Raw genomic sequence first — 13,658 nt, 5'->3', positions numbered from 1 at the left:
TTTTTAATGTATATATAAATATTAAAATAATTATATTACATACTTTTATTATATATTTTATGTAAAAATTACATTCCAAAATTTTAATGAATATGACAAAAACTATAATTATTAAATTTCGCCAGCGAAATTCTAAAACAATATAAAAGAAAAAATAATAACGTATAAAGTAAAGAACTATAGATTTTTATAAAGAATTTTATTGTTTATGTATAAAAGAAATTGAATAAAAGTATTTTAGTGATATAAATTTCACTTTAGTGAGTTAGGATTAATAAGGACTCACTAAAATGATAATTCTTAAATATATACATATTATTAATGAAAATAAAATATTTAACTTATAATTAAATTATAATTGATAAAATAATAGCAATTAAATTGAAAAAATAATATATTTAATATATAATTGATAAAATAATAGCAATTATAATAAAAAAATAAGGTTTCAAATATGATTTTAAATATTACACTTAAAATTTTAAAATTAGCAAGTAAGAAAATACGAGCAGAACGAATTGCTTTAGATTTAACGCAAGAAGAGTTCTCAGATTTTATAGAAATTAAATATGCTACTTATAAAAGTTTTGAACAAACAGGAAAAATTTCATTTGAGAATTTTGTTCAAATTTTAATAAAATTAAAAAAGGAAGAACAATTTTTAGGATTTTTAGATGGATTTGAATTTAATGAACAAAAAGAAAGAACTTCAAGTAATAAAAATGCTAATAATGAGAATATATATTTAAAACCAATTATACAAGCAGAACAAAAACAAATAATTTTAGATAAAGAGGTATTTGGTAATGAACTATTTTATAGTGTAGAAAATGGTCATGTTTATGAAATTCCAAATTTTATCAGTATTGTACTTTTTAATTGGGATGAAAAAAGATTAATGTTACTTATTAAATATTTTGGTATTGATAGACTTAAACCATATATACTAAAACAAAAAGATATAAAATTATTAAAATCTTTTAATCAACATGCTAAATATATTACAAGGAAAAGATAATGCTAAAAAAAACAAAAGATACTTTAGAATTGATAATGAATGATGAATTTTTTATAAAAAATGATTTTAAATTTGTTGGAGGAACAGCATTAAGCCATATTATAAATCATAGATTGTCAGAAGATTTAGATTTTGCATCACTTGAACTACCTCGTAAAGAAATTGAAGATATGATGAATAAATATAATGCTGTAAAGTTAGAACATGACCCAACAATAGAAGATTATGTAACCAATGATGGAGAAGATATAAATGATAGTTATATGAAATTTATGTTAAATGGTGTGAAAGTAGAATTTTTTACACCACCTTTTAATTTATCTGAAATATCAATTTGGGAAAAAGATAAATATAGCTACTATGAAAACTCAACTTTAAAAATAGCATCACTTGATACTATAATTTACATGAAAACTATGGCATTTTGGAATAGAAAAAAATATAGAGATTTATTTGATATTCATTTCATATTATCAAATAAGCATATTAATGCAAATGATTTTATAAATAATTATTTAGAAAATAATATTACTTATAGCATTGATAATCTATATAAAAAAATACAAGCTACAACTCAATTTTATAAAAGACCAAATGATGAAGGTATTAATACTTTAGTAAAAAATCCAAAATCTTATGAATGGTATAGAGCTGAAATAGAAAAATATATTTATGAAGTATTATTAGAGAAACTTTATTCATATGATTAGAAAACAGTATTTAATTATTGAACAAAGTTAACTAGATGTACTGTATTGAAATCTTATGTTAAAACTTTTATAGTATGTAAGTATTTTAGTGATATAAATTTAAAATTATTAGTTGTTTATTTATTAATGAATCATAATTATTTAAATTTTTAATAGCAAAAAAAAGTTATCTGGTTATTATTCTTTAATTAAAAAAAAGGAATAATTAATGATTGACTATATTGATAAAAAGATAAAAACTTTAAAATTAAATTTTATTAAAAAATTTGTTAAAGTTCTTTGGGAAAATGATTTTAAATTAGTATATGTAAAAGATATTAATTTAAAAGAAAATAGTATAAGGACTTTATCAAGAAAATTTGATTTTTTAATAGATGATGAAATATTTAAAAAAGAATATTCTCATAATATAGATGAAATTAGGTATTTTTTTGATAAAGATAAAGAAATATTTGAAAAAAAAGACAAAGAAATTATATTTAATCAAATTACAAATCATTTTTTAACGGAAAATAATGAATATAATCAAATATTATTTTCAAATTTTTTGAAATATATTCAAATTGGAAATATTTTAAAAACATATATACCTAAAGATACTATAGAAAAAGAATTAAAAAATGTAAAATTCTTTATGTATAGTTTAATTTCTGAACCTGATGACTCTATCCAAGAAATTTTAAATCCACATATTATTAGTTGTCCTTGGTCTATTGATAGATTGACTAAAAAGAGGGGTATAGAAACATATAGTTTAATTACAAATAGAGGATTTAATCAAGATTTTAAAAACCATTGTGGAAGGTATTATAAAGATATTAATACTTTAATTATTTCAAATGGGAATCATAGTAATGCTATAGGTTTTATGTTAAATAGTGAAATAAAATATAAAATTACTAATGATATAAAAGCATTTAAATTTAATGATAATATTCTAAGAGCAGAATTTTATTTTAATAAAATGATTTTAGATAATGAAAAATATTATATAGAAGATTATCGAGAGGCAATAATGCTTAAATTATCTCAACAAATTTTTAAGCAAAATCTGTCTTAAATAAATCAAAACAACAAAATCTAAAATAGTGTCTAGTTGTAACTATTTGTGATGAAGTAAGACTTCCATCACTTAATAGTTATTTTTTTTCAATAAAATTTATACAATATTTTTTTATTCTTCCATTGAATTAATTGAAGTAAATGTATTACCAGTTAATTCTTTATTATTAATATAAATTCAGAACAGCTTCTCTCCCACTATCAGGACTTAATTTAGCATATCTCAAAGTCATTCTTATATCTCTATGGTTCATAAGCTTTTGAATTGTGAAGATAGGTGTTCCATTGATAGCTAAATGACTTGCAAAAGTATGTCTTAAAGAGTGAAATACAATTTTATTCTTTCTATCATTATCATCAATGTCTTTGTTAAATAGTTCGTCTAACTTAGCTCTTAATCTTCTTTCTGGATTTGATGTAAAAAGCATATCATTTGGTTTTAAAGAATTTACTCTTTTCTCAAGAAGCTCTTTTAAATCATCTGTTAAAAAAGCTTTATATGTACTATTATTTTTAAAATCTTTTAGTGTTATTAAATCATGTGTAAAATCAATATCTTTTTTATGAATATTTAATAGTGTTGCTAATCTTCCTCCAGTATTTAATGCTAGTTTAAAAAGCAAATAAAGGGTCTCATCATCTTTTGAATATTCAAACAATAGTTTTATCTCATCTTTAGTTAAAAATCTTTCTCGAGCATTATCTATCTCTAATAATTGAATATATTTTGAAAAGTCATTTTTGATATAGTCATTTCTAAATGCGTATTTAATCAGAGCTTTTAAAAAGTTTAAAATATTGTTTATAGTTTTATCTGAAATAAGGTCTTTTTTTATTAATGATTTTGTTTTCTTTAATTGATTTGTAAATACTTGTATATCATCTTTAGATATGTTTTCAAAATCAAGAGTTTTAAAGTAGGGTAATATATAGTTTTTATAATTTGATTTATCTGTCCCTTTATTTTGTCCCTCTTTTCTTTCAGAAAAATAGTTTTCTGAAATAGTTTCAATTGATAAAATTGTTCTCTTTTTATTTCTTGCTGCAGCTGGAGGTTCTTCTCCAATTCTTTGTTTTGTTATAATTTCATTTCTTAATTGATTGCAATAATTTTCTCTAAATCCCTCAGAATATTTGCCTATTTTTATCTCTTTATCTTTATTGTCTTTATCTTTGTATCTGATATAATATGTTTTATCTAGCTTATCATTTGTTATAGATTCTCTATAAAAAACACCATTAAATTTGGTATTAAATCTTTTAGAATAATTGATTGTTTTTGCTTCAATATTTCCCACTTATTTCCCACCTTAGAATAATAATATTGAATTTTATAGAGATTATTTGAATTTGTCAAGTTTGCAAGAAGCCTATAAATAGGCTATTTATTGAGTATTTTAATATTTAAGGATTATTGGAAATATTTATAGTTTAGGATTTCCTCCAGAACACGCATGTTCGAATCATGCTGGGGTCGCCATTGATCTAATTTATCTTTTTATACTAAACTCTTTTGTAAGTTTATTCTTTTTATAAGTAGGTTTTAATAATATTACTTATACTATTCTCTTATCTACTGTATTTACAGTTTAAAATCTAATAGTGGTGATAATGAACTCCCGTATAAATAGGTTTAACTATATAAACGCATCTTTCTTAATTTTAATATTTTTTTTAATCCAATGGACAAGTTCATCTATTTATCTAACTGAACAAAGTTATAATAAATATCAGATTGATATAAATAGTAATTATACTTCTTATGAACAAATAAATTATTCAGATAATCTTGAAGTAGATACAAGTTTTGATTTACAAAAAAGAAAAATATTTGATAAAGATTTTGTTGGTACAATTTCTACTTTGGTTGTTTTTATTCCATTATCCCAGAATAAAATAAATATTGCTATTAATATTTATCTAAAAAAGAATTTATTATATTTATTTAATCCTCGTGCACCTCCTTTTTTTTCTTAATTTTTACAAGATTAAACTTATCAAGTTTTTATATATCGAATTTACAAATTTTTTAAATTATAAAGGTTACATAAATGTCAAAAAGCGTTAAAGCTGCATTAGTCGCAAATGGTCTTATTGCTTGTGCAAAAGGTATTGCAGCATTTTTCACAGGATCTGCTTCTATGATGGCAGAAGCAATTCACAGTACAGCAGATTGCGGAAATCAAGTTCTTGTATTAGTTGGACAAAGTCAAGCAAGACGAGGAAAATCAGAAGCTCACGCTTTTGGTCAAGGAAAAGCCAACTTTTTCTGGTCTTTTGTTGTTGCTGTGGTTTTATTTTTATTGGGAGGATTATTTTCTATTTATGAAGGTATTCATAAAATAATGGATCCTCAAGAAATTCAATATCCTTGGCTTATAGTTGGAATTATTATTTTTGCTATTATTTTAGAAGGTGGAGCTTTAAGAGTTGCTTTAAAAGAGAGTAATTCTAAATTAAAAGATATATTTAAAACAATAGAAAAAAGTTCTTCATCTCATATTTTAGTAGTTTTAATAGAAGATTCAGGGGCTTTATTAGGGCTTTTTATATTAGGAATTGGACTAGGACTTTCTTTATTTGTTCATCCTATTTTTGATGGAATAGCTGCACTTATGATTGGATTATTACTTTTATCTTTATCTACAATTTTATTTGTTGAATTAAAAAAATTGATTGTTGGTGAAAGTTTGGATAGAGAAACTATAAAACAAATTAAAAATTTAATTAAAGAAGAATCTCACGTATTAGTTCATTTAAATTCAGTTAGAAGTATGTTTATAGGTTCGGATGAAGTTTTATTGGTAATTTCAATAAACGTTAAAGATGATAAGACAGGTTATGAAATAGAACAAGATATAAAAGAATTAAAAAATAAAATTCAAAAAACTTTTAACCAACATAAACTTCATATTTATATTGATGTTTTTGAGTTTTAGATTCAAAAACTCAAGATTCCTTTAAAGTTTTATTTTAAGGAATCTTGAGCGTAAAAAGTTAAAAAATCTCTTCCACAAAATACCTACTATTTTTTTCATTGATATGTACATTTGTTTCAAAAATCTCCGATAGATTTTCACTTGTTAAAATTTCTTCTTTTTTTCCGCTTTTATAAATGGTGTTATTATAAATCAAAGCTACATTTTCTATTTCCTCAAAAATCTCTTCTAAATGGTGAGTTACCAAAATAATCGAAGCTTGATTTGATAGTTTTTTTAGCATTTTTATAAAATTTATTTGCGCTTTTATATCCAGTCCAACTGTTGGTTCATCAAGAATAAATGCTTTTGGGTCGTGAATCAACGCCCTTGCAACTATACATTTTCTTAGTTCTCCTGTTGACATCTCTGCAATATATTTATCTGCAAGATGTTCTATTTCTAAAAACTCCATAGTTTTCTTCGCTTTTTCATGTTGCTCTATCGTGAAGTTTTGATGTTTAAAAACTCCTATTGAACTGTAATGACCACTTAAAACTGTTATGTAACCAGTTAAAAAAGTTCCATGAGTTGCAAAATAGTTGTGTAAATCATTTGTAATGATTCCTAATTGTTTTTTTAGTTCAAAAATAGAGTAGGTTGCTTTTCCTAAAATCTCTTTTTTGTAAACATTTGTTTTTCTTGGATGGATTTCAGATTGGATTAGTTTCATCAAAGTTGATTTCCCACTTCCATTTGCTCCCAGAATTGCCCAATGTTCTTTTTCTTTTATTTTTAGAGTTAAATCTTTTAATATAATTTTTTCATCATATCCTACATTTATATTTTCAAAATCGATAATATTCATAGAATTTCCTTTTTTAATCTATATTCAATAATATCTTCAATACTAATAATTGGCATTGAATATTTTTTTGCAAAATTTATGATTTCTTCACCTTTTGCCATAGAACCATCTTCATTTGTAATTTCACACAAAACTGCATTTGGTTCCAAATTTGCTATTTTCATTATATCAATACTAGCTTCAGTATGTCCATTTCTTTCTAAAACTCCACCATCTTTTGCACATAATGGGAAAATATGTCCTGGAGAAATTATATGATTTATTCCATCTTCTTTTAATGCTGATTTTATAGTTGTTACTCTATCTTTTGCACTAACACCAGTTGTTATATCTTCTTTTGCTTCAATTGAAATTGTAAATGGTGTTTGAAATTTTGAATTATTTGATTGAACCATCATAGATAGATTTAACTCTTTTACTTTTTTGGAAGTTAAACATAAACACACAATTCCACTGCATTCTCTTATAAGTAGCGCCATTTGTGAAGTTGTAATTGTATTTGCATGAAAAATAATATCAGCTTCGTCTTCTCTATTTTTATCATCTGTGATGATAATACCATTTCCATCTTGAAGTGCTTTTATAGCATTCTCAATATTTTTTTGTTGATTCATAGTTTTCCTTTTTATAAAGTAAACTTATCGAATCAGGGCAATAAACCTAATATATAAACAATAATATAGTTTAATTTTCTCTTTCATCCAGACTATAACTGTTGGTTTTGGATTTTCACCAAATCTGCTTGACCCTTATAAAATAAGGCGCTCGTGGACTTCTATAAAATAGTTACCACCAGTAAGGAGTTTCACCTTGCCCTGAGAAAATAAATTTGCAAAATAGTAACGAAAATTTACTTAGATAAAAAAGTAAATTAGAGGTAATATTTAATATAATCCTTAAATAATAAAAAATAAAGAGTAAAAATGAAAGTTACAAGAGTAAAAAAATTAATGATTTCAGGTATTAGTGTAGTTACAAATAATGAATTTGAAATGAGTGAAGAAAATGGCAAAATAGCAGCTCTTTGGGAAGAATATTTTGATAAAGACGTTTATAAAAAAACTTTTGACAAAGCAAATAGTGATTTTATGTATGGAGTTTATAGCAACTACGAATCAGACGCAAGTGGTAACTACAAAGTAACAGTTGGTGTTGAAGTTACAAAACCCAAAAATGCTATTGTAATTGAAGATAAAAAATATTTAGTTTTTACAAAACAAGGGGAACTTCCAATGGTTGTAGTAGAGTTATGGGAAGAAATTTGGGCTTATTTTGAAAAAAACAGTGAATATGAAAGAGCTTTTGAAATAGATTTTGAAAAATATGCAAAAGAAGATGAAATAGAGATTTATGTTTCTATAAAATAAGGATTATCTAAAATGATTAAATGCAATTCAATAGATGAAGTTAGAAATAACATAAACAATATTGATGAACAAATAGTAAAACTAATAGCTTTACGAGGTTATTTTGTAAATCAAGCAGCAAAGTTCAAAAAAGATAGCGATGATGTAAAAGCACCAACAAGAGTGGAAGAAGTTATCAATAAAGTAAAAGATTTAGCAAAATCAACTGGTGCAAATGAAGAAGTTATTGAAAATGTTTATAGAAGTATGATAAATAGTTTTATAAAGCTTGAGATGAAAGAGTTTGAAAAGTTGAAATGAAAAAGTATTTAGAAGAGACACAAGTTATAGATTTTACAAATCCTGATATTCAAAACCTTGCACATGAGTTATCAAAAGATTGTATAACAGATGAAGAAATAGCAAAAAACTGTTTTATTTATGTAAGAGATAATATCCACCATAGTGGAGATTTTAAAGATGAAATTACAACTTGTATATCTAGTGATGTTTTAAAATATAAGACGGGTTGGTGTTATGCAAAATCACATCTTTTAGCTGCACTTTTAAGAGCAAATGGCATTCCTGCTGGGTTTTGTTATCAAAGATTATCTTGTAGTGAATATAAAAAAGATATTTATTGTTTACATGGTTTAAATGCAATTTATTTGAAAAATTATGGTTGGTATAAAATAGATGCAAGAGGAAATAAAAAAGGTGTAAATGCACAGTTTAATCCACCTTTTGAAGAACTAGCTTTCAAATTAGAAAAAGATGAGTTTGATTTAACAGAAATTTACTCAAAACCTTTGGATGTTGTAGTTGAAAGTTTGACTAAAAATAAAACTTATGATGAAATGATAAATATTTTTCCTGATGTTTCATTTTTTATAGTTAATTATGATAAAAAATATTTAAAACAAATAGTTGAACTTTTTATAGATACAGTTCATAATATTAATAAAAAAGACTACTCAAAAGAGCAACTAAACGCTTGGGCAAATCCAAATTATGATTTAGAGATTTGGGAAAAAAGATTTGAAAAATCAAAACCATATCTATGTATGATTGAAGATAAAATTGTAGGATTTTGTGAATATTATGATGGGTATATTGATTGTTTTTATATTCATTTTAAATATCAAAATTGTGGAATAGGAAAACTACTTTTAAATCATATTCTAGAACTTGCAAAAAACAAAAATATAGATAAAATCAAAGCAGATGCAAGCATTACTGCAAAACCTTTTTTTGAGAAGTTTGGATTTAAACAAATCAAAGAAAATTTAGTTAAAAGAGAAAATATTGAGTTGGTAAATTTTAGTATGGAAATGAATTTGAAAATTTGAGGTCGAAAATTTCGACTTCAAATTATTCTTCAAAAAACTTTTTAATATCAACATCCAAAATCTTAGAAATTTTTGCAAGTTGTTTTATATTAAAATGGTGATTATTTTTTCTGATTTCCGCTCGACCAAGATATGCTCCACCACTTAATCCAATCTCTAAAGCCAACTGCATTTGTGTTAAACCTTTTTGTTCTCTATATTTTTTTACATTAGCAGAAACAATATCCAAAATATTTTCACCATAATTTTCAAGTTCTAAATCATTCATTTTATATTTCCCAACGATATATATATTTAAGTTGTTGATAATATACTCTTTGATATGATTTGTTCAACGATACATATATCATTAAAGAATAAGAAAAATGAAATTAAGAATTAAATCAGAATATTTTATTGATAAAACAAGCAAATCTTTTAAAATAGAAGAATATTTAATGATTTTTGAAATATTAATTTCATCTAATAATTCGGAAAAATTGAGTGATATTCTAAGATTGTTTCATACAATAGTTGAAAAAGAATATATAGATAAAGAAATATTTAATTACTTTTTAAGAAGTGGAATTTTTAAAGAATATATTGAGAAATATTTGAAATTAGAACAAACTGATATTAATGATTTTGAAGAATTTTATTTTAACTTATAATAGGAAAGTTTGAAATTTAAAAGTCAAAAATTCGACCTTAAAAAAAATATTTTAAGATAATGAATAACTATCCAAAAGACTGAATACATAAAAATAGCTTTTAAAATAATCTTTCAAATTCTTGAAGATAGTAAAAATACATAAAATAGAGTCATGGATTTTTGGGAGTGAAAATAATTAAAAATAGATACTAAATTCTATTTTTGGTAAAATGTTTACTTTAATAGTAATATCAGAAAATACAAATTAGGATTTTATATATGGAAAAATATTTTTTGGACAGATTAAAATTGTTAGAAGTCGAACAATTTGGAGAAAATAATAATATAATAAGCACAAATATACTAAGTCATTTAGTTCCAGTTGTAACAGATTTATTAAATAGAATACCATCTAATATGCCCGAATACACTAATCATGATATAAAACACTCTTATGAAATATTAAATATTATTAGTAAAATTCTTCCTCAAAATGTAAATCTAAATATAGTTGAAATTCAAATATTAATTTATGTAGTTTTATTACATGATATAGGTATGGTAATAAATAATGCAGAAAAAGAAGAGTTATTAAAAAGTGATGAATTTATAAAACTTACAAGAGAATTTGATTCAAGTGTTTCAGATGAAGAAATCTTAACAGAATTAATTAGAAGAACACATGTACAAAGAAGTTGTAATTATGTAGATGTTTTTAAAAATCATTTTGCAGAATATAAAATTGAATTTGAATTTAAAGGGATTGATTTATCAGATTATATAAAAAATATAATTTTAAGTCATGAGAAACCTGTTAAATTTTTAGAAGATGAAAAAAAGTTTCCTCAAAAATTGTTAATAGTTGATAAATATGTAAATGTCCAATATTTAGCTATTTTATTAAGACTTGGAGATATCTTAGATTTTGATATTTTTAGAACACCTCCTTATTTATTTCATCATATAGGTATTAAGAATATTATTAGTCAAGGAGAATGGTTAAAGCATCAATCAATAACTGGACGTAATTTTTCTACTAGTTTTATAGAATATCATGCTAAGCCAAAATCAATTCAAATTCATAGAAAAGTTGAAGAATTTATTGAATGGATTGAAATTGAGCGAAAAGACAGTATGGAATTATTAAACAAAAATAATTCAAATGAATATTATTTAGAATTAAAAGAACCAGTAAAACATGAGATTATTGAAGATGGTTATATTTATACGAAGCTAGAAATAAATCTTGATTATGAAAAAGTTCTTAATATCTTAATGGGGACTGAATTATATGATAAGCCAGATATATTTCTTAGAGAGTTAATTCAAAATTCTTATGATGCTTGTAAATATTATAAAGAAATATTTGATAAAAAAGATGATGAATTTACTAGTTATAATCCAAAAGTTTTTATCAAATATGATTCAGATAATAAGACATTAGAAGTAATTGATAATGGTATAGGAATTGATGTAGAAACTTTTGAAAATTATGTAATAAAAATAGGAAAAAGTTTTTATACAAGTAAATATTTTACAAAAGAGGGAATGAGTTTTACTCCAATAAGTAACTTTGGAATAGGAATTATTTCTTGTTTTATGATTTCAGATACAATAGAAATTGAATCATTTAAAGAAGGATACAATCCAATACATTTTATCATGAATGTAAAAGATAAATATATAGAGCAATTACCTACAACAAAAAAACAAAATGGGACGAGTATTAAATTAAAATTACATGATGATTTTTTTGATAAAATAGAAAGTTCTTCTATAAATGAAATTATAGAAAACAATATGACAAGATTTTCTATTCCAATTGTCTTAAAAGATATTAAGAAAGATAAAACTTATTCTTTTGATAAAAGCAATATTGATGTACCTGATGATTATAAATTAATTAACGATATTGAGATAATTGATATCAATGAAAATGAAGATTTGAACGGTTATATAATATTACATGGTTATGGACAGCATTATTTAAAAAATACAAGACTTTCTCAACAAAATTTCGTTATTGGAGGGATAAATATTATTCCAAATTTTTCTAAAAATATTAAATATGAAATTGATATTTCTTCAAAATATAAATTAAAATTAAAAGTATCAAGAAATCAAATACATGAAGATGATGAATTGAAAAAATTAAAAGAGGTTATATCTACTGAAGTTATAAATTATTTAATAGAAAAAAATTATGACTATAACAAATTATTAAGTTTCTTAAATGATGGAAGAGGAAAAATATTGAATTTTCAAAATGAATTAGATTTTATTTTTAATATAAAAATGTTTCAAGTCTTAAAAAAAATTATAGTCCTAACAAATCAATATAATTATCAATATTCAAGTTTCATTGACATAATAAATAGTTTTAGTGATGATAAAACATATAAAATTGCAATTATAAAAAATGTATTTATTCAAGATAATAATCAAAAACTAATTTTAGGATATTTAACAGAAAATAATTATGATTTTGTAATTATTGAAAATTTTCAAAATATTCACTACTTTTATCAATTTATAAAACCATTTTCAAAATATAATAAAGTTTCAAGTCCTGATAATATTAAAGGATTTACCTATAATTCGATTCTTGTGGATAAAAAAGTTGATTTAAAAATTGAAAATTTTAATGATAATTATACTTGGACTAGTGCAGATGATGAAATAGATAGTAATATTTTTGTAATAGTTTCAAATAATCATTATAATTTAAATTTTGTATCATTTAATAAAAATAATTTTTTATGTGAATTATTAGATAAAAATGATAAAAAAATTTATGTAAAAGCATTTAAAAATTCAATAACTAATAATTTTGCAAAAGTTGCTTTTAATAGTCATAAAGTTGTTTTGAATAATTTTGAATGGGATGATAAAGAAAATCACTTTTTTGGAGTTTTACAAAATGGGTTTCCTTATTCTACAAAATTTCAAAATTGCTTTAATAATTCATTTTTAGATTCTTTGAATCAAGTATTAAAAATTAATGTATTAGAAAAATTAGTTGAAGATAAGATTATTAAGAAAAATGAAATTGAACAATATCTAATAAGAAAAATTAATTTTCCAAAATGGTATTTCATAGATGAAATATAAAATCATAAAGGAAAAACAAAATGCCCTAAAGCTAGAAAACATAGCAATAACGGGAAGAACTTTTGAAGAATATAGTTCTTTTTTTGATTTAAAAAAAGTAGATTTTGAGTTTCAACCAAAAGCAAATTATTATTTAAAAATATTAAAATCTTAATTGATAATACGCACTTTAAACCAAAAAATAATATATTTCTAAAAACATAAGGACTTTTATAATGAAATCAATAACTTTGAATTTAGCTGTTAATGATATAGCTTCAACAATAAAATACTATCAAGAAAATTTTGATTTTGAATTACAAATGCTAGTAGATGAGTCAAAAACTATTTTTGATACAGAAATCAAAAAAGAATTAAATTATATTTGGGCAATGATACATAAAGACAATATTTCAATTATGCTTCAAAGCGTTGAAAGTTTAAAAGAAGATGTTGGAGTCTTTTTTGACAATATAGGAGCTTCTTTAACTTTGTATATTGATGTTGAAAATGTTGATGAATTGTATTTAAAAATAAAAGATAAAGTAAGCATTTACAAAGAAATTGATACTACTTGGTATGGACAAAGAGAGTTTTATATCAAAGATATCAATGGTTATATTTTAGGATTTGCAAGTAAAAAAACTTGAATTCTCGAAAGTTCAA

Annotated in this window: 16 protein-coding genes and 1 riboswitch; of the genes, 12 read left to right on the top strand and 4 right to left on the bottom strand. The window is 23.0% G+C overall.

The genetic code is table 11. From position 1 onward, the window contains the following. Positions 1-454: 454 nt before the first annotated feature. The 3 genes from ASUIS_RS07940 (at position 455) to ASUIS_RS07930 (ending at position 2,788) form a co-directional block, all read left to right on the top strand. The gene (locus tag ASUIS_RS07940; RefSeq protein WP_118886527.1) at positions 455-1,018 is read left to right on the top strand and encodes a helix-turn-helix domain-containing protein; all 564 of its coding nucleotides are present in this window, start codon (positions 455-457) and stop codon (positions 1,016-1,018) included. Beyond that, positions 1,018-1,728 carry a nucleotidyl transferase AbiEii/AbiGii toxin family protein gene (locus ASUIS_RS07935; RefSeq protein WP_118886526.1) on the top strand — a complete coding sequence of 237 codons (711 nt, stop codon included), beginning with the start codon at positions 1,018-1,020 and terminating at the stop codon, positions 1,726-1,728. The genes ASUIS_RS07940 and ASUIS_RS07935 overlap by 1 nt, the downstream gene beginning before the upstream one ends. Before the next feature lie 208 nt (positions 1,729-1,936). Further along, positions 1,937-2,788 (top strand): DUF6710 family protein, encoded by an 852-nt coding sequence (locus ASUIS_RS07930; RefSeq protein ID WP_118886525.1) that lies wholly within the window; start codon positions 1,937-1,939, stop codon positions 2,786-2,788. Positions 2,789-2,957: 169 nt separating this feature from the next. On the opposite strand, the gene ASUIS_RS07925 is transcribed toward ASUIS_RS07930, so the two are convergent. Next, complete coding sequence (locus ASUIS_RS07925) at positions 2,958-4,088, bottom strand: tyrosine-type recombinase/integrase (protein ID WP_192894419.1); 1,131 nt, start codon at positions 4,086-4,088, stop codon at positions 2,958-2,960. 313 nt (positions 4,089-4,401) lie between these two features. Between ASUIS_RS07925 and ASUIS_RS07920 the strand changes: the two genes are divergently transcribed. Next, on the top strand, positions 4,402-4,767 hold the full coding sequence (locus tag ASUIS_RS07920) for a hypothetical protein (protein WP_118886524.1): 366 nt from the start codon (positions 4,402-4,404) through the stop codon (positions 4,765-4,767). 74 nt (positions 4,768-4,841) lie between these two features. Further along, positions 4,842-5,729 carry a cation diffusion facilitator family transporter gene (locus ASUIS_RS07915; protein ID WP_118886523.1) on the top strand — a complete coding sequence of 296 codons (888 nt, stop codon included), beginning with the start codon at positions 4,842-4,844 and terminating at the stop codon, positions 5,727-5,729. 58 nt (positions 5,730-5,787) lie between these two features. Here ASUIS_RS07915 and ASUIS_RS07910 read toward each other — a convergent pair whose 3' ends face one another. Beyond that, complete coding sequence (locus tag ASUIS_RS07910) at positions 5,788-6,576, bottom strand: ABC transporter ATP-binding protein (protein ID WP_118886522.1); 789 nt, start codon at positions 6,574-6,576, stop codon at positions 5,788-5,790. Then, positions 6,573-7,190, bottom strand: coding sequence for a 3,4-dihydroxy-2-butanone-4-phosphate synthase (ribB, locus tag ASUIS_RS07905; RefSeq protein ID WP_118886521.1), 618 nt, complete (start codon positions 7,188-7,190; stop codon positions 6,573-6,575). The genes ASUIS_RS07910 and ribB overlap by 4 nt, the downstream gene beginning before the upstream one ends. 71 nt (positions 7,191-7,261) lie before the next feature. After that, a riboswitch (FMN riboswitch) is annotated at positions 7,262-7,403 on the bottom strand. Between the two features lie 96 nt (positions 7,404-7,499). Here ribB and ASUIS_RS07900 point away from each other — a divergent pair. From ASUIS_RS07900 to ASUIS_RS07890, 3 genes are read left to right on the top strand one after another with little or no spacing between them, the layout of a single operon-like run. Further along, positions 7,500-7,943: a GyrI-like domain-containing protein gene (locus ASUIS_RS07900; protein ID WP_118886520.1), complete on the top strand. Its 444-nt coding sequence runs from the start codon at positions 7,500-7,502 to the stop codon at positions 7,941-7,943. Positions 7,944-7,955: 12 nt separating this feature from the next. Beyond that, positions 7,956-8,243, top strand: coding sequence for a chorismate mutase (locus tag ASUIS_RS07895; protein WP_118886519.1), 288 nt, complete (start codon positions 7,956-7,958; stop codon positions 8,241-8,243). Then, the gene (locus tag ASUIS_RS07890; protein ID WP_118886518.1) at positions 8,240-9,271 is read left to right on the top strand and encodes a GNAT family N-acetyltransferase; all 1,032 of its coding nucleotides are present in this window, start codon (positions 8,240-8,242) and stop codon (positions 9,269-9,271) included. The genes ASUIS_RS07895 and ASUIS_RS07890 overlap by 4 nt, the downstream gene beginning before the upstream one ends. 22 nt (positions 9,272-9,293) lie before the next feature. Here the strand turns inward: ASUIS_RS07890 and ASUIS_RS07885 are convergent, their stop codons facing one another. After that, positions 9,294-9,539, bottom strand: coding sequence for a helix-turn-helix domain-containing protein (locus ASUIS_RS07885; RefSeq protein WP_118886517.1), 246 nt, complete (start codon positions 9,537-9,539; stop codon positions 9,294-9,296). Positions 9,540-9,636: 97 nt separating this feature from the next. Here ASUIS_RS07885 and ASUIS_RS07880 point away from each other — a divergent pair, with 97 nt between their 5' ends. The 4 genes from ASUIS_RS07880 (at position 9,637) to ASUIS_RS07870 (ending at position 13,642) form a co-directional block, all read left to right on the top strand. Further along, the gene (locus ASUIS_RS07880; protein WP_226799879.1) at positions 9,637-9,921 is read left to right on the top strand and encodes a hypothetical protein; all 285 of its coding nucleotides are present in this window, start codon (positions 9,637-9,639) and stop codon (positions 9,919-9,921) included. A 260-nt stretch (positions 9,922-10,181) separates the two neighbouring features. Next, positions 10,182-13,013, top strand: coding sequence for an HD domain-containing protein (locus tag ASUIS_RS07875; RefSeq protein WP_118886516.1), 2,832 nt, complete (start codon positions 10,182-10,184; stop codon positions 13,011-13,013). Then, positions 13,003-13,167 (top strand): hypothetical protein, encoded by a 165-nt coding sequence (locus ASUIS_RS13710; protein ID WP_153801669.1) that lies wholly within the window; start codon positions 13,003-13,005, stop codon positions 13,165-13,167. Before ASUIS_RS07875 ends, ASUIS_RS13710 begins: the two co-directional genes overlap by 11 nt. 61 nt (positions 13,168-13,228) lie before the next feature. After that, positions 13,229-13,642, top strand: a complete 414-nt coding sequence (locus tag ASUIS_RS07870) for a VOC family protein (protein ID WP_118886515.1) — start codon at positions 13,229-13,231, stop codon at positions 13,640-13,642. Positions 13,643-13,658: the final 16 nt, after the last annotated feature.

This window comes from Arcobacter suis CECT 7833 (assembly GCF_003544815.1).
In the GTDB taxonomy this organism is placed as follows: Bacteria; Campylobacterota; Campylobacteria; order Campylobacterales; family Arcobacteraceae; genus Aliarcobacter; species Aliarcobacter suis.
Note: the sequence above shows the minus strand (reverse complement) of the source record. Positions and strands in the feature narration are given on the sequence as shown.